Here is a 22,295-nt window from a genome sequence, read left to right as displayed (position 1 = left end):
CGCAATGCCACGTCTGAACCGGATTCGACAAGCGCGATACGTCCCTCCCCTTGTTTTGCTGCTTTGGGGATGGTTGTTGGTTTGGAGCAGTGTGTCGGCTCGTTTGGATCTACTGCTGAATGCGGTTTTCCATCCGGTGGTTGCGATTGCAGGAGTTGTTCTGATGGTGCTCGGAGCCATACAGCTTCGCTCTGCTCCACGCTTGAAAACTCCTCTAACTCCTTTGAGTTGGTTGGTTTCGGTTGCGGTGGCCTTGTTGGTTTTGCTGTTTCCCCCCGCACCTTCTTTCAGTGATTTGGCTGCGAATCGCAGCGAAACCTTGCCTGAGGCGCCGCGATTGAGTTTTTTCCTTCCGCCGGAACAACGCACGTTGACGGAATGGGTTCGGCTGCTGCGCAGTCAGCCCGATCCCAATTTGCATGCGGGTGATCCTGTGAGAATTAGTGGTTTTGTGCTTCAACGCCCTGGGATGCAGCCCCAGCTCGCCCGTCTCACGGTTCGGTGCTGTCTGGCTGATGCCACCCCTGCTGGCCTCCCCATTGAATGGCCTGCAAACGCGGATCCGAAGCCGGATGAATGGCTGGCTATCGAGGGAACGATGACAACAAAGACCATGGATGGACTGCTTATCAACATGGTGAAGCCCATCACAATTCAATCCATCCCTAGGCCTGAACGGCCTTTGGAACCATGAGCTCTAAGGGTTTGGGCTCATCGAGCGCAAAGATTCGACTTTTAAGCGTCGCATTGATGGGCTTGGGCCTGGTCGCTTTGGTTCAGCAGCAGATTTTGTTGCGTCGTCCGCCGCGTTTGCGATCCGTTGCGATTCAATCCATGCGTTCAGGTGCTGCAGCACTTGACGTTCGTTTCAGCCGAACGATGAACCGCAAGTCGGTGGCTGAAAATAGTGGTCTGTTCCCCGATCAGCCCCATCAGTGGTTTGGTCAACAGGATCAGTTCCGCTTGCTTCTCGATCCTGGCGCCCTCATTCGTTCGCCTCAGAGGCTTGTTCTTGCTGGGGATGATCAACGGGGGCTTGCTCTGCCTAACCACTCGCTTTGGTGGGACCCTCGTTCCACTCTCGTTGCAGTGGTGGTCGAGGAGGAGGGAGAGCAGTTGAAACTGCGTCGTAAGGATGGCAGTTGGTTGCCGTTGTCGTCTATTGAGCAGCGCATTCTTCAGCTTGAGCCGCTTGGCAATGGAGAGGGCGTTGCCTTCGTGACCGATAACGATCCTTCCAAGCTGGAGGTGTTGCTTCGCCAGCTCACCCCAAGGGCGATTAGCGATCAAGCGCAACAATTAGCTGAACCGTTGCCAGGTGCCATCCAATCATTGGCATCTGGGTCACTTTTGTTTGCCCACTTAAGTAGCAATCAGCGCGGGGAATTACTCGTGCAAGTTGGTGGTATTGAAGCTGGTAGCGATCGAACCTGGATTCGTTCGGTTAGCTCCAAGCGACGGGATCTCAACCTCGAGGTTGCAGGCGCAATTCGTCTTCTTCCTGATGGAAGCGGAATGGTTGTTCCCTCTTACGACGGGCTTGATCTTTTACCAATGAACCCTGATCGAAATAGGAATGCTTCGCAGAGCCTGCCTGGAAGCAGGGAGCTCAAGTCGTTTTGCACTGGCTCCGGTCGCGCGGTGTTGTTAAGGAACTGGCCTGATTATCGACGGTCGATAGAGCTCGTTATTCCAGGACAGCCCCCACGACAGGTTTGGTTGGGGGAGGCGGGGGTGATGGCAACGGCTTGCGATAACCGGGGAGAAAAGATTTGGATTGTTCTGCGTGATGCATCGCCGACTCTTCGAGATGAATTACTGCTTCTGAACAGCTCTGGAACAGTGCTCAAGCGAAGGTCTTTGCCTGGATGGTATCTGGCTTCAGGCGCGATTCTTGATGTTGATCCCGCCACGAATCGTCTTCTTACGGTGATGACAGATGGGGATGGTGTGCAACGCCGAGCTGCCCTAATTGATGGCAGCAGCCTTGAGTTTGAGCTTCTTAAGCCTCAGGTTGTGTTGGCGCGATGGTTACCGGCAGGTGGCGAATTGGATGAATTCTCCAAGGTCCGTCGATAGGTTGAGCCAACTTGACGTTTCAATTTTTGGAAGAGCCAGTTCTCAGAGCAAGGGATGTGAATGTTCAATATGGCGATAACGTTGTCTTGGAAAACGTCTCGCTGTCGCTGCAATCAGGGACATTGACAGCTCTAGTTGGTGCAAATGGAGCCGGTAAATCCACTCTGTTGCATGTGCTTAAGGGGCAATTACGTCCGACAAGTGGCTCGGTTTATTGCGATGGGGATCCGATCGAAACTTGCCGCGAACGGGTGGTGTTGATGCCTCAGCGCAGTCGGATTGATTGGTCGTTCCCAATCAGTGTTCGTGATCTCGTGGATCTTGGAGCCATGAACGGTCAAGCCTTTGGGTGCTGCGATCGGGAGGCTGCGATGCAACGGGTTGGGCTGGCAGACCTTGGAAACAGACGCCTTGATGCACTCTCAGGTGGGCAGCAGCAACGCGCTTTGCTGGCCCGCGCTTTGGTACAACCCTCTCGCATGCTTCTTCTCGATGAACCCTGTGCTGCGATTGATCCGCCCTCTCGTGATCAGTTGTTATTCCTGATGCGCCAATTGGCTGATGCTGGTCATACCTTGCTGGTGAGTAGTCATGACTGGGGTGAGGCGCTCGATTCCTATGACCGCGTGATCGTGGTTGATCGGCGTGTTCTTGCTGATGGCCCACCTGCGGAGGTGAGGAGCTCTCTTAAAGGTTTAGTCAATCCGGGGAATCATCACTGTGGATGAGATCGTTTTTTGGTTGTTGCCTCTGTTGATGGCACTTTTGGTGGGGATTTTGTGTCCTGTCATGGGAACTCTGTTAGTGACCCAGCGCCGGGTGCTTCAGGCCAACCTCATTTCCCATGCCGTTCTTCCAGGACTGGCGGTATCCGTTGCGTTTGGTTTTGACCCAGCAGTGGGGGGCATCATCAGCGGCATTCTTGGTTCCCTGCTGGCGGAACGATTGCAGCGCAGCTCGAAGCTGAATGAGGAAGCTGTGATCAATACCGTGCTTGCCGGTTTTCTTGGGCTCGGCGTTTTGCTGATCCCTTTGCTGGGTTTGCGCCTGGATCTTGAGGCCTTGCTGTTTGGTGATTTGCTCACGGTGGGTTGGCTTGATATATGCCGGGTTTTGGTGGCGTGTCTTGCGGTGGCCTTGCTTCTTGGCACTCGCTATAGGCAGCTTGTCTATTTGGGTGTTGATCCAGAGGGTGCAGCGGCGGCGGGGCTGCCGGTGCGAGGTCTACGGCTTGCCATGTCTGCGGTTACTGCTGCGGTGATTGTCAGTGCAATGGCAGCAGTGGGAGTGATTCTGGTGATTGGCTTGCTATGCGCACCGGTTCTTCCAGGGCTACGCCGGGTAAAAAGTCTTCGTGCCGCAATGGTTCAGGCAGCTGTTGTGGGTTTGGCCCTGAGTGGCGGTGGCTTCCTTTTGGCCTTGCCTCTCAATCTCCCCCCAGGTCCTTTGATTGGTGTGGCTTGCGTTGTGTTGCTTTGCCCATTGGCAAGAAGAAGTACCTAGCCATTTTCATGAGAATGATTATCGTTTCTAGAAATTCTCCTCTCGCAAGTGCCCCTGATCGCTTCTTTACCGTTTGCAAGTGTTTTGCTGGCGGCAGCTAATACGGCAACTCCCACCGTGGTGGCTGCCGACGGGATTCTTTGCGATCTCACGCGCACTTTGGTGGGAAATCAAGCAAAAGTGATCTGTTTGATCAAGCCGGGCACAGATCCGCACTCCATGGCATTGCGCCCAGCTGATCGCCAAAATCTTGCGAAAGCAAAAATTGTGCTCTTGAACGGGTACAACCTCACGCCGGCGTTAAACAAGATCAGAATTCCAGGCACCGTTGTAAAGGTTGGAAATATTGCTGTCCCCAACAACCCCGCAAAAGATCCCCACATCTGGCATGACCCAGCCAATGTGATTGCAATGGCCAACACCGTTGCATCGAGATTGAAACCCTTGTTTGATGCCAACGGTGATGCTCAAATTGACCAGCGCCGCGCGAAGGCTGATCGCGTTCTTGCTTCTCTTGGCGTTTGGATCGGTCAACAAGTTGCCACCGTTCCAGAAAAGCAGCGTGTGCTTGTGACCGGTCACCGCACTTACGATTTTTTGGCTAAGCGTTACGGCGTTCGTGAACTTCCCGTTCTGGATGATTACACCACGGGGGGAACATTGCGTCCTTCGAGCTTGTCTGCAATCAGCAAGTCGATCAAAGCTTCTGGAAGTAAGGCCATCTTTCCCGAGTCACTTCCTCCTTCTAAAACGATGCGACGGATTAGTCGGAGTAGCGGGCTTCCGATTGCCAAGCAAGTACCTTTTGGTGATGGGCAAGCACCAGGGAAGAGCTTGGTGCAAACGGCAACGAGCAATGTTTGCATTTTTGTAAATGCTCAAGGAGGCAAATGTGATCAGAAGGGAGCGTCTCAACTTCAGCAGCGTTGGGCTGCAATTTAATAACTATTTCTATCTTCTTTTCTAACTATTTCTTATTGTCATGAATTTAATTTTGCGTCGAGTTCTTCAAGGTGGTGCTGTTGCAGGACTTTTATTAGGAGGCGATCTTGCCTTTCATCCTGTTCGAGCTCATGGAGCACACGGAGGTGGTGGTGAGGAGCTCAAACCGGGTGAATTTAAGGCCCGGCCAGTGGTCACGATTGAAGGCCACGGCGGCTTCGAAACCAATCTGGAGGGGCGTCCAGAGCACTACGCCATTGATGGCCAGTTCGGTGCTGTTCTGGAATGGGGCTTACCCAATAAGGGAAGTTTCGCGATCGAAGCACAGATCGGTCCCTCCCTGGTTTGGGGAGAAGCAGAGCATTTTTATGGTCGCGTGCATGTTGAGGAGGGAGGTCATGGCGGCCATGGCGATGAACACGGCGATGATCATGGGGATCACGCTGAAGATCATGGTGATGATCATGGTGATCATGAGGAGGGTCATGGCGATTCCCATGCTGGACATGAAGGCCATGGCCATGGATCAGGAGCACCGTTCCGTCGTACAGATATCAAGGGCTTTATGCAGGCCCGTTATCAACCGAATGATCGCCTCGAATTGTCATTGTCTTGGTGGCCTTATTACGTCACCGGTAATGAGGGTGAAGACAGTGTTGGTCTGAAAAATGAGGTGGGAGCCAAGCTCGTTTATGCCTTTGGAGATGGCGATCTCAACTTTGCCCTTGGAGATGGACTTGAATCCGTTCTAGATGGCGTGTTTGTGTCTGTTGAAAATCGAAGCGGTTGGGAGACCGACGGCCTTTTTATTGGAAATTATACGGATACCTGGCTTGGATTCGGCTTCTTTGTTGACCAGCTCAATGTGACCCTTACTGCTGGGCCTCGTTTTTACTCACCTGGTGATTACTCAGGTCTTTCCCAGAGGACAGATTGGGGCGGCGAGATTGGGATGGAATATCCACTTGCAGACAGTGTGGTGTTATTTGCCCATTGGAAGCCTATCTACAGCACCGCAGGTGGAGAAGGCTGGGGTAAGGGCTGGAGTCATCATGTGGGAACTGGTGTGAGTTTTAGCTTTTAAGGGGATGACTGGCTATAGAGAGCACCAAGGATTCTCTATAGCCAGATGACAATCGACGAAGAATCTCGGCGTCATGCCATCAGCCGTCTTAGCCGCAAGAGGTCCTATCGCCATCAAGTGATCAATTACCTCTGGGTGAATGGTCTCTTAATTGTGGTGTGGGCTTTTTCTGGGTTTGGCTTTTTTTGGCCGATCTATCCACTTATCGGTTGGGGGGGCGCTCTTTTGATTCAAGGATGGAAAATCACCCATCCTCATCGACACTCCTTTAGTGAAGAGGAGATCAAGAGAGAGATCGAGCAGAGCTGAAATGAAAAAGTCTTAAGTGCGTGTCTCCTAGATCCGCACTTTTCCTACTTCCGCTTGGATCGGCTCGCTTCCAGTTCCTACAAGAATGGGTAGACGCGTGAAGATTTCAACTCGGATTCCAATTCTTGCAACCACGATGAGGGCACGACTAACAAAAAAGATGGAAAGAACGATTGCTAAAGGCCATCTCCAGCTTTCTAGAAAGTAAAAAAAATCGCTCATCAGCTGATGTAATTGTATCTTCTTTCTAGTGATAGCAATATTTTCAGGGGAAGAAACGCTTCATTGGAATTTTTGATCAAGGCTTTGCACTTTGCTAGATGATTTAAAGGCTTCCAACGATGTACACGAAACCAGCTTCGATCTATAAAGATTCAAAACAAGCCGGGGTTAAAGCGTTTTGGGGTTGAGTCGACTTGGTCGGTAGGAAATCAAAAATTTCTGTACATTGCCGCTCGTTCGTTTTACGGCTGTAATCAGGTCCTCACCTGTGTTCCAAACCCAGAGCTGATCCTCATAGTGGTCTTCTTTGATCGATGTGCTGATTGGCTTGCCGTGCCGAGCACTCAAACCAGCAAGAACCTCGGTCATGTCATCCATGCTGAATTCGTAGGCCAGTGATGCAAGCCCTCCCTGCTCGTTCATGTCCAACGTGAGCTGAGAAACAGGTAATTGATCGAGATGGATGTTACGAGCGATCAAGCGTTGATGGTTCAAGTCTTCTTGCCTGACCGCACCATTGAGGTGGTCGTTGATCTCTGATTGGGGCATACCCCAGGCCAATCCTTCCACACAAGCGTTAGCTGTTGAAGGACTCATGAGGAAGCAGGCCACCAGTACAAAGGCGAAAAGTGCAGACAGCACATTTCGAATCATGGCTCAGTGGATCAAACGTTCTGTACCAGTCTGTTCGGTTTTTGGTTCGACTTTACAAAACAAAAATGAAGCTCTACTCGGCTTGCATTGAAAAAGCTGTCATTTGAGAAAAATCCAACTGTTTTTTCGTCTTGTCATGTGTCACATCAGTTCAATCGCTTTAGTAGCCCTTCTTAGCCTCATGATGCCTTCATTCGCTATTGCTGCAGATGTGGATGATGGAGGGCAGTTGTTTTCTGCTAATTGCGCTGCATGGCACATGGGTGGTGGCAATGTGTTTAGATAGGAGCTTTGAAATAATAATATCCATGGCTTGTGATTTTAGATGAGATTGATTCTATATTCTTTGCATTTTATTATGATTGGAGGCTTGTACAATGTGATAACAGCTTTGGTGCCTAAGAGTTGACCACATGCTTGATTGGCTGTGTGTAATTCAAATTCAAGAAAAGTGCTTAAATCTGAATAGAATGCGGACTTTGCATTGTAATGTAAGCTATTTTATCAATATTTTTTGTTTGCTCGGTATTTTAAATCTGTCTTGACTTGTTAGCGCGTGGGGGATTCATTTCCTCTGATTGTTGTTGGAACTGCATAATAATTCGCTCTCTCGTTGTGTTTGAGATTTGGGCGCTGCCCTATGCCAGTGCATCTTGCTTGTAGCTTCTTGCCGGGTGGAACTATCCAGCTTATTGACATACCAGTATTTTACCAAGATCATGTCTGAATTACATTTTACAAGGATGATATTGTTGTCTGCATTTTGATAGGAAAACTCTTTACCTCCCAGTTTCCGAATTTTCTTGATTGAGATTTTGCTGAGTTCTTCTGATAATCCTATGTTAATTTGATCTCCCTTTTGTTCATCGTCTGCAGATACAGGGTTGAGTACCGTTAATCCTGCCAGCAGTGCTATTACGAGGGCCTGATTTTTATGGTTGAGAATCTGCATCCCATTGCTGTCTCTTTTTAAATTCTACAGATGATTGATTCCATACTCTTGGAATTGGTCTTGTCCTTGAGTCAGAATTCGTTTCATCATTTGAAGGCCGGTCAAACTTAGCTGTTAAAACATGGATTCAGAGGCATTGGATCAATGGCTCTGAATCTGAATTGACTGTTTGATCCATTGATGGTTCCTGTCTTTACTGATCCATCTATTTTGAGCGCACTGCTCAATGGATCTAGCCTTTGCTCAAGTTTCCTCTCATCCGGCCTGGCTTGTAATGGCTGAGACCCGTTGGCCTCACTGGTTTTTTGCTCGGATAAGATCCACTGAGTTAACTCTTTCACGAAGGAATAATAAGAATTCGTCACAATCTTTTTTTCGTCGTATTGTCATGGAAGCTCTAGGCATAAAAATTATGGCAGAAATTCAAAGGCGAATCCGTTTTAATACCATCAGCATGAGCGTACTGATGATCACAATTGCTGTAGGAGTGATGACAGCCATGTGGATGTATGCCGATTCAATCGTTTGATTTTTTAAAACAAACTGCCAGGGCATACTTGTGTTGCTAGTGGATTTTATTTAGAATCTTCATTTAAACAATTGCTCTTTATTCTCTCAACTTTGTGATGTTTGATTGATGAAGAATTAATCTTTGCATCTCAATTTTTGGATCTGAGTGTATTGAGACTGGATTTGTGCTTTTGGTTGCTGTTGAGCAATTCGATGGCTCGTTGGCGTGAGCACTTCTGTTGTTCTCAATTTGATAGGCCTTAACAGCAGTCGTTTTTAAGCGTTATTTTGTATGCATGACTATTTCAGAAGACCGCGTTAAACGATTGGTGGAGCAGTTTTCTCAACCACTGACTGTGATAGCTGCTGATGTGAGAGAGCGTCTGGTATGGGATTTCAACCTTCCAGTTGCTGTTATCGATGCTCGACTTGAGCCACCCGTGTTGATGCAATCGTCAGTTGGTAGTTTGGGAAATGTTTTGCGCGTTTCAACTAAAATTGATCATCCCTTAATCCGTCAATTGTTTGATATTTACCCAGACCGTGGGCCTGATGCTGCTATTGATGAGATGCTCAATGGTCAGCATGGAAATGAGTTCGCAGATGTTTTTGCGGACTATCAAGAAGAAAAAAAAGCGGGGACCTTGATGTGGGGTGCTGACGATCTAGCTAGTTTTGTTGTTAAATCTCGTACATGCTTTGAGGATGATGAGTTAGCGATTGCAGCCGTCTTTCCTGCAGATTTGGGCGATAATGGTCATGCACTTGCGACGTTTGGTATTCCATGGAGATATTTCACTCCCCTTTGACTATTCTTTGTGCTTCTATCAATTGTCTTAGGGTTGAGTTATTCATTGAACAGATAGCTTACCCTCTTGATGTTTATGATCTTGCTTGAAATTTCAATCTCTTTGCACTTTTTGTAGTAAATTTAGGAGTGTTGTGATGCCTGGATTTTGTCTTGCTTGATACGTACAACTTTAATCTCTGATTCGTTCCTAATAAATAAAGTCAGCTTGATTGAATGGCGATCACAATGAGCAGTGTGCCAAGACCAATAGCCCACCAAATCCATTGCCGATTGACTTGACGCATTGAATTTTGATTGGTTCGCGTGGTTTGTCCCTGCCCAACTGCTGCACCGCAGTTCATGCAGACCAAGCGTCCACCAAGGGAGCGATCAGCTCTGATGGAGGTTGATCCACAGCGCGGGCAGCTTCTGATGGACATTGACAGGTTTCTCCTGAAATTATTATCCCTGATGGGTATGACTTGAACTTTGTAATTATACTATTTAGAATCCCTGATTTGCTGATTAACAGAACGGTTGGTTGTTGATTGTCTTGATCATTTATTCCTGATCTTGTGGTCGTTTACTACGTTCATTGATCTTGGCTTTAGAGATTTAATGTTCTTTGATCGTTTGTTGCATGCTTTTTGCTTTTGCTAGAGCTAGTTTCAATGCTTCGGTTACAAATGCTTCTCAAGGACCCAACGGTGTCATAGCCTCATTTGATGAGACCCACTCAGCCATGAATTTTTCAGCAAAAATTGATGCCTTGCAGCTGATGCTGACGGATCTAAGAACGCGAAACGAGCCGATTCGTCATAAAGCAGCTTTCCGTGGTTGTCAGCCTGAATTTCAGGCGCTTGTTACGAAGTTGATTCATCAACTAGAAACTGAGCTACTTCATGAGAAGCAGCAGTTTAGAGAGAAGTAAAAATCGTTTTTGTTAGATTGCTTTTGAGAATGGTTGTGCTCATTTGAGTGTGAGCAATTCGCCGGAACGTTGTAGTTTTTCAAGGCTATCGAAGCCGCCAATAGTTGTTCCATCAATAAAGACTTGTGGAAAGGTATTCATCCCACTACGTTGCTGACACTGTTGGAAGGTGACGTCATTGTCAACAGTGATGACCAGGTGAGGAATGTTATAAGCCTCTAAGAGCCTGAGTGCACTAGCGCACCATGGACATCCAGGAAGGACCGCAATCTCTAAGCGTGTTTTGGTTCTGCTTCGCGCTGCTTGACCTTGTTTGAGAATTCCCAGAAGAAGATCCGCCCCTTTCAGTATCAGTGAGCCTTTTTCTAGATGGCCTCCCCAAACCTGACATGCGCCATCTGAAAGACTTAAGTGGAGATGAACTCCGTCTGCATCAAAGGTTCCATTTAAGGTGATGATTTCTAGCTCACCCTCTAAAACTGTTGGTTGATCGCGTCCTGGACATTGAAATGATGCTTTTGACAAATTTCCCACGACTCCTAATAGGAATCCGCTGATCTGCTTCTCTTGGGCTACCTCTGAAAGCGATAGCAGTAGGTCTTGTCCTGGCTCAAGATGAAGCGTCAGCGTATCCATTCGTCGAATTGGTCTTCCCTTTATTAGGTAAGAGACTAACCGGAGCTGGATCCCCTGCTAAGATACGTCTTAGTAACGGTACCGTAACTTAACCGTGTCATTTCTTGAAAGTCTTTTGCATGAGTTGCAGGACCAGCTCGTTCCTGTAGATGCTTCGATTAGTGCTGGCCAAGTGGCCGAGGCTGCCACGTCGGAGCGTCTTAATGTGACACTTCCCGCTGGCATTATGAGTCGGCTTAAGCAGCAAGCACTTCAGGAAGGTAGGAGTTGTAGCAGCTTGGCAACATTTCTAATTGAAGATGGGTTGCGACGCCACACTGTGATTCAATAAATATCCTCTTAATCCAATAATCTTGTTTTAATTCTTTCTGTGACTCCGTTCCGTTCCATATCTAGAAGCTCAATATTTAATTGGTTTCTTAATGGACTTCCCATCGGTAGTACGAATCCATAGGTTTGTATCGCTAATGGAAAGTTTGCAAGTTTTAGCTTGCTCTTTTTGTTTTGCTTGAGATAGTGTCGAAGCGGAGCTTCGTCAAAAATAATGCCTTCTACTTTTCCTTGATTAAGGATTTTGATTGCTCCGTTTAAGTCTTTGGTGAGGAAGGCGTTGATTTCATATAGTTTTCCCCATCTTAGGCTCGTTGTTCCTTCTACAACGGCTATTTCTTTACCTCTTAAATCGGCTTTTTCGCGAATAGCTGAAGGTGCTATTTCAGCGAGGGATAATGTAAAAGCCGATGCAAGCCCTGCGGTGATTGACGAGACTGCTACGAGTGAGATCACCATCCAAATGCCAGCGATGATGCGGCCACTTCGTGATAGTGGTGCTCGATCACCGTAACCAACGGTTGTGAGTGTAACGAGCCCAAACCACATTCCATTTCCTACGCCATGAAAATAGTGGCGAGGAAATTGTTCGGTGTTTTTGCGTCGCTCAGCCAACCAAATGAGATTGCCAAAAATAAACAGAAGTGTGATCAGTATGCCCACTGATGATAAAGCAGCCCAACCAATGAATGGGCGAAGCCGCGTTATCAGTCCAGGTGGTTTCTGAGGGATCAGTAAACCTTCGTATCCGTGATAATAAGGTTGCGTAAAATCTATTTTCGGATTGGCTAGGCGGGTTGGCGTAATGCTGATTGGACCGATGGCTAGATCAACGCTGCCATCAGCGACAGCTTCTACATTTGCATTGGTGTTCGGCTGAACAACAAATTTGTAAGGCTGCTCGAGACGCTCTGCGACGTCCTTCCAAATCTCGACACTGATCCCACTCAGCACACCATCCTCTTCGATCACAAATGGTGGTGACCCACTGACCCCAATCTGCAACTCGTTTGCGACTTCTTTTGCGAGTGTCTGAATCGGCAGTGAAATCAGAACGATTCCAGTGAGTACAAGCGTACGTATCATGACGATCCCCGCCTGTTTAGCCCTTTTCTAGCCGGCGAATAATGAAACCCATAGCCATCAGCGATCCAAGGAGTGCAAGTAGCAATGCCAGGGTCATCGTTCCAATGCGTCTTACGTCAAAGACTCTCACTGCGGCGGTCTGGAAGGAACTCTCGAAGCAACGTATGTGTGATAACGGCAATCAAACGGTTGCTTTGTCCTTTAGGGGTCTGATGACGTCTGGTTGTTGTTGGGGGAGCACCTTTTGAGTTCAGAGTTGATCCCTTCAACGAGCGCTGATCTTCAGGGCACTGGTTATGGCCTGACCTGGACTTGGGGGCAGGAGCGACTCGAATTTCTCCCGGAGAAGGCTCTCTGGCGTCCTAAAGGCCGTGAACTCCTGATTGCCGATCTGCATTTGGGCAAAGCCGAGGTGTTTCAAGCCCATGGAATCCCTCTGCCCAGTGATGGGGATCGCGGCACGTTGAATCCATTGTTGGAGCTTTGCGCGCGCGTTCAGCCCGAGACTCTCATCATTCTTGGTGATCTGGTGCATGGTCCCCTTGGTTTGACCGAGACCCTTCGCGAGACCCTGGAGGCACTTCCTGAGCTCGCGGGTTGTCCCGTCACCCTGGTGGGTGGCAATCATGATCGTCACTGCCGCACGTTGGGTCTGCCCCAGCAGCCGAGTTATCGACTCGGACAACTTTGGCTCAGTCATGAACCTGAGCATGCAGCGGATTCTTCATTCGATCTTTCCTGCCAACAAGCCCATTTGCTTAACGTTTGCGGCCATATTCACCCGGTTGCGAGCCTCAGCTCTGGTAGTGATCGCCTTCGTCTTCCCTGTTTTGCCTACGACGCTATGGAGGAAAGATTGTTGATTCCAGCCTTTGGTGAGTTGACGGGAGGGCATGAATGCAGTCAGCTTTACCGCAAATGGTTGGTGGCTGAGGGCACCATCGTTCCTTGGCAGAACCCCGAATCCCGCGTTCGAAAAAAAAGGCTGGTCCGGTGATTCGAAATCGGACTTCAGCTTCTGCTGCAGACATCCCGGCTCAAAAGAAGAGACGTAAGCCCAAGCCCGTCCCCCAGCGTTCCAGCCTCTGGCGCAAGCGTTGGCTGATTGTGGTGATCCCGATAACGGTCTTCATGGGTTTAATTGCGCTTGCGCCTAGAACTTCCGAAAAACGGGAGATTTCGACAGAGCCCAAGCCAATCGATCTGGCCAATTCTGTGGCAGGGCCTTTTGCCTACCAGCCCGACGATGAGGTCTATGCCCTCGATTTTGACCCCCGCGACGTGCGGCTAGGCCTCCTTGAAGGTTGGGATCGTGAGCAGGATGCCTTTGAGGACACTGCCGCTCTCGCCTACGTCTCTGGACCGATGTACGAGCGGCATATTGATGAGTTTGGACAGGAAATTACTGTTCCACTCGGTGATTTGAAACTCGGCAGCAGAGTTTGGCGCGGACGCAATCGAACGGCTTCTAGACAACGCGCCTTCATTGGCATCCTCAAGGATGGAACCGTTGATTTCGGATATGGAGAATTAACCCCCGATCGTGCCAAGGCCTACGACATGTTTGTTGGGGGTCTGCACAGCATCTACAACGACCTGGAGGAGCCACCTGAGAGCTACAAGGGGGCTTACAGCATCAGCATGGGCCAACGTATTCGTTATTACCTGCCACGCATTCGCATGGTCTACGGCTTGAAGGCTGACGGGCGCATCGAAATGTTGATGAGCAAAGACGGCCTCACTCTCGAGCAAACAAAGGATCTGGCACGTCGGCGGGGTCTTGTTGCTGCCTACATGCCAGATCACGCCTCGAAGAGTCGTCTCATCATTCCTGGAGTGAAAGGTTTCACAGAAGAAGATGCCAACTGGATTAGTGGTGGCGCCACCAGCTTTGTGCACGTTCCCTATTTACTCCGATTGAGTGAGCGTCGTGTCCGACTGGAAGGAGGGTTGATCGCTGATTTGACCAGACGCATCGAGACCAGCCAGCGCTGCGAGGGTGCGTCTGACTGTGCGTTTTTCTATGGGGGGCAACTCATGGATCGTGCTTTGGCTGGTTTGAACCGTGTGATGGAGCAGGGTGTTGAGCCGATTGCGCGCATGATCTGGGCACCTAAGCCCTCACCACGCCTCGATTACAACCAGACCACACCTGTCACCGAAATCGTTCCGACGAGGCAACCGCTGCGGGAACCTCCGATTACCGCGGACCCACTCGTGCTCCGAGAACGGTCCGACGTTGAGAGGGAACAGGACGACCTGTCCAACTCAGATGCTGAGACTCAGCCATGGGATTTCGATTTACCTCCGGATCTACCGCCACCGGTTTTGCTTCAGGAGGATCAGATCCTTCCGGAGGATCCTGAAGCCTGGCCTGAGCCCATCCCTCCAACCCCTGGACTGAACGAAGAGGAATCGGTGTCGTCAGCTGAAGACGAGAAGAGCATCATCTATGGAGCACCACCTCCGCCGGTGCTCCCTCCTCCACCTTTGCCCTGATCGTTCTCTTGATGCGCTTCAACGGGTGAACAATCCATTGCAATCACCTTTGGGAGGATTGCTGAAACACACATTGTCTGGAGACCAATAGCCCACGGCAGGAAATTTCAGGCCTTTGCGGCGGGCTTCAGCGTTCACCGCATCAGCACCACGGGCTGTAATCAGCACATGGCCAGGGGCTTCAACCTGATCTAAAAACTTTTGCTCCGGCATCTCTTGGCTTGATGAGCCTTGAGCTGAAAGGGGGGCGGCGATGCAGGCTGAAATCGCAACCAGAAGGAGTGGATTTAAACGCATGGCTTAATGGAGTGGTTATTTGGATGTCACAACGACGGGCGTCCCGACGTCGACTTGATTGAACAGGCTGATCACATCTTTGTTGAGCATGCGAATGCAGCCAAGGCTGACAGCAGCTCTCAGATTGACCCAGTTGGGCCAGGCTGTTCCGTGAATGGCGTATTCACCAGTCCCAAGCTGGAAGTAAGCCATGTAGCGCACTCCAACAGGATTCTTGGGACCTGGCGCGATGACCTTCCCTTTCTTGTGATAGATCGGCGCATCTTCCATGCGGGTGATTGCGTAGTTCCCCGCGGGCGTTGGTGATTCAGGAGCGCCTATCGCAACGGGAAAGCGAGCGACAACAACCCCGGAATCCAGCAGCTTCAAATAGCGATCCTTCAAGCTGATTTCGATCGTCTTCTCAGCGCGGGCAGGCAGCTGAGTTGCTGAAGCAACAACAGCGACACCAATGCAAAGCGCCACCTGGCGCATCCATGAACTTGACATGCGCCGCACGCAAAACTGTGCGTATTTTGACTCATCAGAATAGGGAGCTACCGTCTCTGCACGTTTAATCACCAACCAATGATCCGCACGTCGCGCCAGAAGACCCGTCAACAACTCCATGGCCGAGTGCTGCTGATCTGCACCTTGCTGGCCTCAGCTGTGCTCTGCCCTCAGCGTGCTCTTGCTGGATTCGATAAAGAGCAACTGGCTGGTTTTGAGGTGACGGAGCTGAAAGGAACCGTTAGCGAAGCTCTAGCCAAAGAAAAGGTGATCGAAATTGTGGATCCAGAGGGGCATACGGAGGTTTATACGGTTGGCCTGGATCTAGAGCCGCTTGGCTTAGAACCTGGAGATGAGGTGAGCCTCTCCGTTCTCGATGGATTGTTGGTCGACCTTGAACCAAGCGACGATCAAGATCTGAGCTTTAGTCGTGAAGACATCATCCTTCCCAGTGATATGGGCAAGTTGAAGAAAGGCATGCGCGTCGCCCTTGCCTCAGGAACGGGAAGGGTGATCAAGCTCGATCGTCAGGATGGAAGCCTGAGCCTGATGGGTCCCTTTGGCGGCATCAATAATCTCGACGTGTTAGTGACGCCAGAGAATGATCCTCTTAAGGATTTGAACGTTGGCGACCTCGTGGATTTCCGCTTGGTCCAGCCCGTCGCGGTTGATGTCCGCAAACTGTCTCGTTCGCTGAGCCGTCCTTCGGCCCTAAGGCCTCCCTTAGCGAGCGATCTGCTTCGGTCTGGAATGACCCTGAAGGCGGAACTTCTGGAGTCGTTTGAGATCACCCATCTCCACGCCATCGTGACCCGCCTGCTTCCAGATCAGAAGGTGCTGGAAATTGAAGGCCCAGAGGGACATAACATCCTTGTGACGTCGGCCGTGGATCTCAACAGCTTGAAGTTGAGTCCAGGCACAGAGATTTCAATGGATATTTTGGATGGTTTGGTGGTTGACCTTCGCCCTGCCACGAGCAAAGCCCTCAGTTTTGAGCGCCAGGATGTTGAGATTGCTGGAGATTTTGGCCCTGTGCCGAAGGGCACTCGTGTGGCGATGGCTACGGGCAGCGCCGAGGTGGTGAGGATCTCGCGAACCGATCGCACCTTGAGTCTCCGCGGACCATTCGGGAAGGTTCACAATCTTGACGTCAGCAAGCGAATGCCTGGAATGGTGTTCGATGAGCTAGCTCTCGGGGATCTGGTGGAGTTCCGTTTCATCAAGCCTGTGGCGATTCGAATCACGCCACTCGCTTCTCGCTAAGACTGTTCTCGCTAAGACTGTCCTGACGCCAAGGCTCGGACGATGTCACCCCGCGTTAACACTCCCACGGGGTGTTTGTTGTCGTCCACCACGATCAGTCTCTGGGTGCTGCGTTCATGCAGCAACGATGCAGCTTTGGGGAGAGGGAGACTCTCTGAGCAGCTGTGAAGGTCACGTCCCATCAGATCGGCCACCGTGGTGCCCAGCACTTGATGAACCTGCTTGTCCCAGTTGAGTGGATTCTTCAGATAAATCACGCTGTCCAACAGCATCACGTAGGGGCCGGCATCAACTCCGCTTTCACGCACCATGAGGTCTTGCTCGGTGAGCTCACCGATCAGAAGTCCGTTCTGATCCACCACCGGCAGGCCACTGATGTGGTGATCGCTCAGCAGACTCACGGCATCTTTTAATGCCGTTTCTGGTGTCACAGTCAATACGGGCGATGACATCACCTCTTTGACCGTCTGCTGAAGCACCATGGAATCCACGCATCTCAATGCATTCTGAGCCTTGATCTCTCCCTGGCGCCTCTGGGCTGATCGACTCACCTTGGCTCGAGCCCTGATGGGGCTCCCGCTTCTGCTTGCCTTGGCGACGCATTACGACGCGTTGGCCTGGTGGTTATTGCTGATTGGAGGCTGGAGCGATGCAGCGGATGGCTGGTTGGCGAGACGTGCCGGTGGTGGCAGCACGTGGGGCGCTCGGCTGGACCCTCTCGCTGACAAGTTGTTGATCAGTGCTCCTCTGATCTGGTTGGCGTCAGAGGGAACCCTTCCTGTTTGGGCTGTCTGGCTGTTGCTGGCCCGTGAATTGCTGATCTCTGGCTGGCGTGGTGGAAGCAGTGATGGGGCACCAGCATCCGCTGCAGGGAAAGCCAAAACAATCCTCCAATTTCTCAGCCTTGCGCTCATGCTTTGGCCCCCTCTGTGGGGAGATGCAGCACTGGTTCAGGGTTTGAGAGGGGTTGGTGTGGGTTTGTTTTGGCCCTCGTTGTTTTTGGCGTTGTGGTCAGCCTGGGGCTATCTCAAACCTCGCCGATCAGAGCCTGGTCAGCGCTGAAGTCAGGATCGGGTGTCGGCTTGCCTTTGTAGTCCCGCTGATAGCTGTCAAGGAGGGAGGCACAGGCATCAAACCGGGGTTCCCAAGCCAGTTCACGCCTGACGCGGGTGGTGTCGGTTAAAAAATGACTGAGCCTTAAAGGAAAGGCCTTGCGGGCTTTGGGATCTAGTCCACTGGGGTCAAACGGTCGTAAATCCAATTGCTTGGGGTCTCGGCCACAGGCCACGGCTGCCGCCTCAATCAAGCCACGGAAGGTGATGCCTCGGCTTGCGCTGCAGTTGTAGATCCGATTGCTAGCGGCATCCACCTCAAGCGAGCGCGCCATGGCCTCAGCCAGGTCTTCAGCGTGGCCGATCTGGGTGATGGTCTCACCTGATCCTGGAAGGGGAATCGGGCGATCATTCACGATTCGGTCAAAGAACCAGCGCTCTACGGGGTTGTAATTCCCAGGTCCCACGATGTAGGTGGGACGGAAGCTGGTGAAGGGAATCCCCTGCTCTTGCAGCCATTGTTCGGTGTCGGCCTTGCCTGAATGTCGACTGGCGGGATCGATCGCAGCTGTTTCATCCAGCGGCCACTGCGTGGAGGCGGCATAGACCCCAGCAGAACTCACATACAGAAAGCGATGCGTCGGCGTGCCCGTTACCGCTAAGACGCGACGACTGTCGTCCAAACTGCGGCCGGAGCTGTCGATGATTACCTCAAAGTCACGTCCCTTGAGTTGGTCGAGATCGGCATCAACACTGCGATCTCCTTGGATTGACTCCACTCCTTTGGGTGAGGGAAGTCGACCTCGTGTGAACAGGGTGAGTGCATGCCCCTGGTCTTGAAGCCTTGCCACCAATGGCTTCCCAACAAAGCGGGTGCCACCCATTACGAGAATCTTCATCAGCAAGGCGCTCAACCCAGCCATTGAAGCGCGGCCATTCCACAGCAGACATCACGCTTGCCCCCCGGCCTGCAGGATGGAGACAGTGAAAGGTGCCACCGGCGTCATGGAGATCATTCCCGCCATTGACCTCTTGCAGGGCAACTGTGTTCGTTTGCATCAGGGTGACTACGACCAGGTCACTCGCTTTAGCGACGACCCACTCGCGCAGGCTCAACAGTGGGTCAAGCAGGGTGCAACCCGTTTGCATTTAGTGGATCTCGATGGTGCTCGAAGCGGTGAGCCCATCAATGATCAAGCGGTGCGCTTGATTGCAAAAGAGCTCTCCATTCCTGTGCAACTTGGTGGCGGAGTGCGCTCGTTGGAGAGGGCTGAAGAGCTGCTCAGCTGTGGACTGGATCGAGTCATTCTCGGCACCGTGGCGATCGAGAACCCCGAGTTGGTGATGGAGCTTGCCAGCCGTCATCCTCACAAAATTGTGGTGGGCATCGATGCACGCAACGGTTTTGTCGCCACCCGTGGATGGGTTGAGGAGAGCACCGTGGAAGCCACGGCTCTGGCTCAACGGTTCAGTTCCGCAGGGATTGCGGCCATCATCAGCACCGATATCGCTACCGATGGCACGTTGGCTGGGCCGAATCTCGATGCCTTGCGCGCCATGGCTCAAGCGAGTGAGGTTCCTGTGATCGCCTCTGGCGGCGTGGGTTGCATGGCAGATCTGCTATCGCTACTCGCCCTAGAACCACTGGGTGTGGAGGGGGTGATCGTGGGTCGAGCGCTCTACGACGGCCGCGTCGACTTGCATGAAGCGATCCAGGCGATGGCGGATGGCCGTCTGCAAGACCCTTTGAGTGATCAGTGCCGCACGATCGCTTGAGACGAATTGGATTGGTTGGAGCGCTCGCTTCAGCTTGAGAGCGACGAAGTCTTGAATAAGGTTTTAAGATGCAATTAATAAAGTTGCATTAGTGGCGGTCGGAAGCACCCATCTAAGTTCGGATTTGTCCGCTGCTTCCAGTGGACTCCAAGCCACTTTTGAGTTGTGCCGAAAACTTGGGATGCGCTTGAGTCAGCAAAGGCGGATGGTCTTGGATCTGCTTTGGACTGAAGCCAGCCATTTAAGTGCGCGGGATATTTTTGAAAAATTGAATGATCAGGGGCGACGGATTGGCCATACATCGGTGTACCAAAATCTCGAGGCTCTCCAGAGAGCTGGTGTGATCGAATGTCTGGATCGGGCGAGTGGCCGCCTTTATGGCTATCGAAGTGACCCCCACAGCCATCTCACTTGCCTCGAGAGCGGACGAATCGAGGACCTCGATGTTCAACTGCCTGATGAACTCGTGCGGGAAATCGAAGAGCGCACTGGCTACACAATTGAGACCTACACCCTTCAACTCAGTGGACGTCCAGCAGCATTAGATGGACGGCGATGATTCGTGCTGGAGCATTTGCTCCTTCACCATTTCCCTGCGATCATTCGTGAGGGATGGATTACAGCGGTGAACGGGATTCCAAACAAGATTTTGCTTATCGCAAGGAATCTGCTTGCTGAATCTCTTTTGTCGGGGCTCGCTGGCAACAAAGAGTTAGAAATATCTGTTTCCGCGAATCAGCTGGATGGACAACCTGATCTTGTGATCTGGTCCATCGAAACGATTGCATCGCCGGCACTGCTCCAGCTTGAGGTTTTGAAACTGCAAAGCCGTTGGGGATCCGCTCCACTGTTGTTGTTGCTTCCTGCAAAACTTCCTTGCGATCCCACAGAGCTTCTTTCCCTGGATTGTGCGGGATTGCTTCAGGATCCTGATCTTGAGCAATTGCAGCTGAGCATTGCAACGTTGCTGTCTGGGGGCAGGGTGGTCGAACTGTCGGCGCACGCTTCGTCCGAGACGATTGGATCGTTTCAGTCACCAGGGCTGGGCCCCTGGTTGTTGATGACTGGTCTTCAGCAAATCAATCACGACCTGCGCATGATTGAGGTCCTGTTGAACCCACCGCCAGAGAATCCGATGTTGCGATTCATGCTGGAGGGTCGCTGTCGTGAATTGAACAGTGCTCGTCAGCTGTTGCTTTGGCTTTGGGGACCATTGCAATTAGGGCTGGAAGGTGCTCTTCCTCTCCAGCAATCGTCTCCCTTCAACGAACCGTCAGGAACATCGATTCAGTTGAAACAGAGAAATGGTGCTGCGGTGTGGGATGCCATTCATCAACGCCTTGAAATGGCGGTGACGGGAGGTTTAAGCAACGCCACCGGTCAGATGCTGGCGATTGAAGGTCTCCACCCTGAGCGACGACGCGAGCTCTTGCTTGCCCTGTTGCGACAGCTCAACGCTGTGCTGCAAAGGTTGCGTTTGGATCAGCAGGCTTCCGCTGAAAAGCGGTCGGATCGCGCGCTCTCGGAGCACTGGCAGGCTTTGCAACCGGAATTGCGCAAGCAGGCGTTGTGCACGATGGCGGGCCATTACGTACGCCTTCCTATGGGAGAGGAACTCAGCGGCGTGGCCGATCACCTGGTTCTGAATACAGAGCTGGAAGACATCGATGAGGAACTGCCGAATCCAAAGCGGATGCTTGCCCCTTTTCTTGACGATCAGCCCGTTTTGGTCGATGGGCAATTGCTGCCTGCCGATGATCCCCGCGCGTTGCTGCAGCTCGAAACGTTGGTGAGCAATTGGTTGGTGCGCACAGCCGAACTGATTGGATCTGAGCTGCTTGGCGTTTGCGGAGACTGGCCTGAGTTGAGACGCTACTTATTAGATCAACGCTTGATTTCCACCCGAGAGCTGGAACGTCTACGCAACCAACTCAACACCCAGTCTCGCTGGCAAGCTTGGATTCAACGTCCGATTCGCCTGTACGAAAGCCAGCGTCTTCTGTATCAGCTCAATGACGGAACGATCGCACCGCTGTTGTTAATGGAACCCAGAGACGAAGAGTTGCGTCGTCTCGGCTGGTGGCAACAACAGGTTGCTCTTCTGCTAGAAGCGCGGGATGCCTTGGCTCCTCAGGTTCAACTTCTGGTCCGCAGAGTGGGTGATCTGTTAGCGGTGGTCCTGACCCAAGTGATTGGTCGAGCGATCGGACTGGTGGGTCGAGGTATCGCTCAAGGGATGGGCCGCAGCTTCAACCGCAGCTGATCCAAGCGGTCAGAATGCTGCATCCACTGTTCAGCACCATGCCTTTGCTCAGCATCATGCGCCCGGTCCTGCGTTCTCTATTCGCTGCGGGATTGTGCTTGCTGCTGATTGCAGGCCCAGCCGAGGCAGCTAGGGACACCGATAGTTACGACGGCAATATTTTTGCGTTGTATGCAGGCAATGGATCACTGGTCCCACCCGCTACAACCCTGAAGGACGCTTTAGAGAAAGAACGCACCAGCGTGATCGTCTTCTATTTGGATGACAGCAGTACCAGCAAGATTTTTGCGCCTGTTGTGTCTGAACTGCAGCGTTTGTGGGGGCGAGAGGTGGAACTGTTGCCCTTCACCACCGATGCCTTTCAGGGAGATGACAGCCAAGACCCATCCGATCCAGCGACCTATTGGCATGGCACCATTCCGCAGGTCGTCGTCATCGATGGCAAAGGCACGGTTTTGCTCGATGAGGATGGACAGGTTCCTCTTGAAGTCATCAATGCTGCCGTCAGTGCAGCCACTGGAATTGAGGCACCTTCCGAGGGCAGCATCACAATCAGTTTCAACGAGCTCAATACAGAAGTGATGTCGCGCTGATCAATCCACCGGAACGCCTTACGCTGCTTGATTGT

General features: G+C 51.5%; 28 protein-coding genes. 19 read left to right on the top strand and 9 right to left on the bottom strand.

The features are described from left to right. Positions 1 to 4: 4 nt before the first annotated feature. Genes SynMVIR181_RS07960 through SynMVIR181_RS07930 form a run of 7 tightly spaced genes read left to right on the top strand, consistent with a single transcriptional unit; the run spans position 5 to position 5,917 of the window. Positions 5 to 694, top strand: a complete 690-nt coding sequence (locus SynMVIR181_RS07960) for a TIGR03943 family protein (protein WP_186588859.1) — start codon at positions 5 to 7, stop codon at positions 692 to 694. Continuing rightward, a complete protein-coding gene (locus SynMVIR181_RS07955) occupies positions 691 to 2,079 on the top strand; it encodes a hypothetical protein (RefSeq protein WP_186588858.1) in 1,389 nt (462 codons plus the stop codon). The genes SynMVIR181_RS07960 and SynMVIR181_RS07955 overlap by 4 nt, the downstream gene beginning before the upstream one ends. Before the next feature lie 11 nt (positions 2,080 to 2,090). Then, the gene (locus SynMVIR181_RS07950; RefSeq protein ID WP_255444212.1) at positions 2,091 to 2,807 is read left to right on the top strand and encodes a metal ABC transporter ATP-binding protein; all 717 of its coding nucleotides are present in this window, start codon (positions 2,091 to 2,093) and stop codon (positions 2,805 to 2,807) included. Then, positions 2,800 to 3,582 (top strand): metal ABC transporter permease, encoded by a 783-nt coding sequence (locus tag SynMVIR181_RS07945; RefSeq protein ID WP_186588857.1) that lies wholly within the window; start codon positions 2,800 to 2,802, stop codon positions 3,580 to 3,582. Before SynMVIR181_RS07950 ends, SynMVIR181_RS07945 begins: the two co-directional genes overlap by 8 nt. Before the next feature lie 48 nt (positions 3,583 to 3,630). Further along, entirely contained in the window at positions 3,631 to 4,524 is an 894-nt protein-coding gene (locus SynMVIR181_RS07940) for a metal ABC transporter substrate-binding protein (RefSeq protein ID WP_186588856.1), read from the top strand. A gap of 40 nt (positions 4,525 to 4,564) precedes the next feature. After that, entirely contained in the window at positions 4,565 to 5,608 is a 1,044-nt protein-coding gene (locus SynMVIR181_RS07935) for a hypothetical protein (RefSeq protein WP_186588855.1), read from the top strand. A gap of 45 nt (positions 5,609 to 5,653) precedes the next feature. Continuing rightward, on the top strand, positions 5,654 to 5,917 hold the full coding sequence (locus tag SynMVIR181_RS07930; RefSeq protein ID WP_186588854.1) for a 2TM domain-containing protein: 264 nt from the start codon (positions 5,654 to 5,656) through the stop codon (positions 5,915 to 5,917). Between the two features lie 27 nt (positions 5,918 to 5,944). On the opposite strand, the gene SynMVIR181_RS07925 is transcribed toward SynMVIR181_RS07930, so the two are convergent. The 3 genes from SynMVIR181_RS07925 to SynMVIR181_RS07915 form a co-directional block, all read right to left on the bottom strand. Continuing rightward, a complete protein-coding gene (locus SynMVIR181_RS07925; RefSeq protein ID WP_186588853.1) occupies positions 5,945 to 6,139 on the bottom strand; it encodes a hypothetical protein in 195 nt (64 codons plus the stop codon). A gap of 168 nt (positions 6,140 to 6,307) precedes the next feature. Further along, entirely contained in the window at positions 6,308 to 6,793 is a 486-nt protein-coding gene (locus SynMVIR181_RS07920) for a hypothetical protein (RefSeq protein WP_186588852.1), read from the bottom strand. A gap of 565 nt (positions 6,794 to 7,358) precedes the next feature. Continuing rightward, complete coding sequence (locus SynMVIR181_RS07915; RefSeq protein WP_186588851.1) at positions 7,359 to 7,745, bottom strand: hypothetical protein; 387 nt, start codon at positions 7,743 to 7,745, stop codon at positions 7,359 to 7,361. Between the two features lie 226 nt (positions 7,746 to 7,971). On the opposite strand from SynMVIR181_RS07915, the gene SynMVIR181_RS07910 reads away from it, so the two are divergent. The 3 genes from SynMVIR181_RS07910 to SynMVIR181_RS07900 all read left to right on the top strand — a co-directional run bounded on the left by SynMVIR181_RS07910 (position 7,972) and on the right by SynMVIR181_RS07900 (position 9,976). Next, entirely contained in the window at positions 7,972 to 8,274 is a 303-nt protein-coding gene (locus SynMVIR181_RS07910) for a hypothetical protein (RefSeq protein ID WP_186590703.1), read from the top strand. A gap of 277 nt (positions 8,275 to 8,551) precedes the next feature. Further along, positions 8,552 to 9,064: a hypothetical protein gene (locus SynMVIR181_RS07905; protein WP_186588850.1), complete on the top strand. Its 513-nt coding sequence runs from the start codon at positions 8,552 to 8,554 to the stop codon at positions 9,062 to 9,064. A gap of 723 nt (positions 9,065 to 9,787) precedes the next feature. Further along, a complete protein-coding gene (locus SynMVIR181_RS07900) occupies positions 9,788 to 9,976 on the top strand; it encodes a hypothetical protein (RefSeq protein ID WP_186519590.1) in 189 nt (62 codons plus the stop codon). 39 nt (positions 9,977 to 10,015) lie between these two features. Here the strand turns inward: SynMVIR181_RS07900 and SynMVIR181_RS07895 are convergent, their stop codons facing one another. Then, the gene (locus SynMVIR181_RS07895; protein ID WP_186588849.1) at positions 10,016 to 10,612 is read right to left on the bottom strand and encodes a PCC domain-containing protein; all 597 of its coding nucleotides are present in this window, start codon (positions 10,610 to 10,612) and stop codon (positions 10,016 to 10,018) included. Positions 10,613 to 10,706: 94 nt separating this feature from the next. Between SynMVIR181_RS07895 and SynMVIR181_RS07890 the strand changes: the two genes are divergently transcribed. Continuing rightward, entirely contained in the window at positions 10,707 to 10,943 is a 237-nt protein-coding gene (locus SynMVIR181_RS07890; RefSeq protein WP_186523117.1) for a CopG family transcriptional regulator, read from the top strand. An 8-nt stretch (positions 10,944 to 10,951) separates the two neighbouring features. Here the strand turns inward: SynMVIR181_RS07890 and SynMVIR181_RS07885 are convergent, their stop codons facing one another. Beyond that, a complete protein-coding gene (locus SynMVIR181_RS07885; protein WP_186588848.1) occupies positions 10,952 to 12,028 on the bottom strand; it encodes a transporter substrate-binding domain-containing protein in 1,077 nt (358 codons plus the stop codon). Between the two features lie 256 nt (positions 12,029 to 12,284). Between SynMVIR181_RS07885 and pdeM the strand changes: the two genes are divergently transcribed. Both pdeM and SynMVIR181_RS07875 read left to right on the top strand, forming a co-directional pair. Beyond that, the gene (gene pdeM, locus SynMVIR181_RS07880) at positions 12,285 to 13,025 is read left to right on the top strand and encodes a ligase-associated DNA damage response endonuclease PdeM (RefSeq protein ID WP_370593836.1); all 741 of its coding nucleotides are present in this window, start codon (positions 12,285 to 12,287) and stop codon (positions 13,023 to 13,025) included. Further along, positions 13,022 to 14,527, top strand: a complete 1,506-nt coding sequence (locus SynMVIR181_RS07875) for a hypothetical protein (protein WP_370593835.1) — start codon at positions 13,022 to 13,024, stop codon at positions 14,525 to 14,527. The genes pdeM and SynMVIR181_RS07875 overlap by 4 nt, the downstream gene beginning before the upstream one ends. 18 nt (positions 14,528 to 14,545) lie before the next feature. On the opposite strand, the gene SynMVIR181_RS07870 is transcribed toward SynMVIR181_RS07875, so the two are convergent. Next, entirely contained in the window at positions 14,546 to 14,824 is a 279-nt protein-coding gene (locus tag SynMVIR181_RS07870) for a hypothetical protein (RefSeq protein ID WP_115070157.1), read from the bottom strand. Positions 14,825 to 14,839: 15 nt separating this feature from the next. Further along, positions 14,840 to 15,433 carry a L,D-transpeptidase gene (locus SynMVIR181_RS07865; RefSeq protein ID WP_186588846.1) on the bottom strand — a complete coding sequence of 198 codons (594 nt, stop codon included), beginning with the start codon at positions 15,431 to 15,433 and terminating at the stop codon, positions 14,840 to 14,842. Between SynMVIR181_RS07865 and SynMVIR181_RS07860 the strand changes: the two genes are divergently transcribed. Continuing rightward, positions 15,392 to 16,576 carry a hypothetical protein gene (locus SynMVIR181_RS07860; protein ID WP_186588845.1) on the top strand — a complete coding sequence of 395 codons (1,185 nt, stop codon included), beginning with the start codon at positions 15,392 to 15,394 and terminating at the stop codon, positions 16,574 to 16,576. The two genes, SynMVIR181_RS07865 and SynMVIR181_RS07860, sit on opposite strands and share 42 nt — an antisense overlap. 11 nt (positions 16,577 to 16,587) lie before the next feature. Here SynMVIR181_RS07860 and SynMVIR181_RS07855 read toward each other — a convergent pair whose 3' ends face one another. After that, entirely contained in the window at positions 16,588 to 17,058 is a 471-nt protein-coding gene (locus SynMVIR181_RS07855; protein WP_186523109.1) for a CBS domain-containing protein, read from the bottom strand. Between the two features lie 31 nt (positions 17,059 to 17,089). On the opposite strand from SynMVIR181_RS07855, the gene SynMVIR181_RS07850 reads away from it, so the two are divergent. Then, positions 17,090 to 17,638 carry a CDP-alcohol phosphatidyltransferase family protein gene (locus SynMVIR181_RS07850; RefSeq protein ID WP_186588844.1) on the top strand — a complete coding sequence of 183 codons (549 nt, stop codon included), beginning with the start codon at positions 17,090 to 17,092 and terminating at the stop codon, positions 17,636 to 17,638. On the opposite strand, the gene SynMVIR181_RS07845 is transcribed toward SynMVIR181_RS07850, so the two are convergent. Further along, complete coding sequence (locus SynMVIR181_RS07845) at positions 17,604 to 18,527, bottom strand: NAD-dependent epimerase/dehydratase family protein (protein ID WP_186590568.1); 924 nt, start codon at positions 18,525 to 18,527, stop codon at positions 17,604 to 17,606. The two genes, SynMVIR181_RS07850 and SynMVIR181_RS07845, sit on opposite strands and share 35 nt — an antisense overlap. 106 nt (positions 18,528 to 18,633) lie before the next feature. Between SynMVIR181_RS07845 and hisA the strand changes: the two genes are divergently transcribed. From hisA to SynMVIR181_RS07825, 4 genes are all read left to right on the top strand, one after another. Beyond that, positions 18,634 to 19,404, top strand: a complete 771-nt coding sequence (hisA, locus tag SynMVIR181_RS07840; RefSeq protein ID WP_186590567.1) for a 1-(5-phosphoribosyl)-5-[(5-phosphoribosylamino)methylideneamino]imidazole-4-carboxamide isomerase — start codon at positions 18,634 to 18,636, stop codon at positions 19,402 to 19,404. A gap of 124 nt (positions 19,405 to 19,528) precedes the next feature. Further along, positions 19,529 to 19,963, top strand: coding sequence for a Fur family transcriptional regulator (locus SynMVIR181_RS07835; protein WP_186588843.1), 435 nt, complete (start codon positions 19,529 to 19,531; stop codon positions 19,961 to 19,963). A gap of 66 nt (positions 19,964 to 20,029) precedes the next feature. After that, the gene (locus tag SynMVIR181_RS07830) at positions 20,030 to 21,667 is read left to right on the top strand and encodes a DUF3685 domain-containing protein (protein ID WP_186590566.1); all 1,638 of its coding nucleotides are present in this window, start codon (positions 20,030 to 20,032) and stop codon (positions 21,665 to 21,667) included. Between the two features lie 14 nt (positions 21,668 to 21,681). Continuing rightward, positions 21,682 to 22,260: a thylakoid membrane photosystem I accumulation factor gene (locus tag SynMVIR181_RS07825; protein WP_255444208.1), complete on the top strand. Its 579-nt coding sequence runs from the start codon at positions 21,682 to 21,684 to the stop codon at positions 22,258 to 22,260. Positions 22,261 to 22,295 lie beyond the last annotated feature (35 nt).

Origin of the sequence: Synechococcus sp. MVIR-18-1, assembly GCF_014279835.1 — a bacterium.
Lineage (GTDB): Bacteria > Cyanobacteriota > Cyanobacteriia > PCC-6307 > Cyanobiaceae > Synechococcus_C.
Note: the sequence above shows the minus strand (reverse complement) of the source record. Positions and strands in the feature narration are given on the sequence as shown.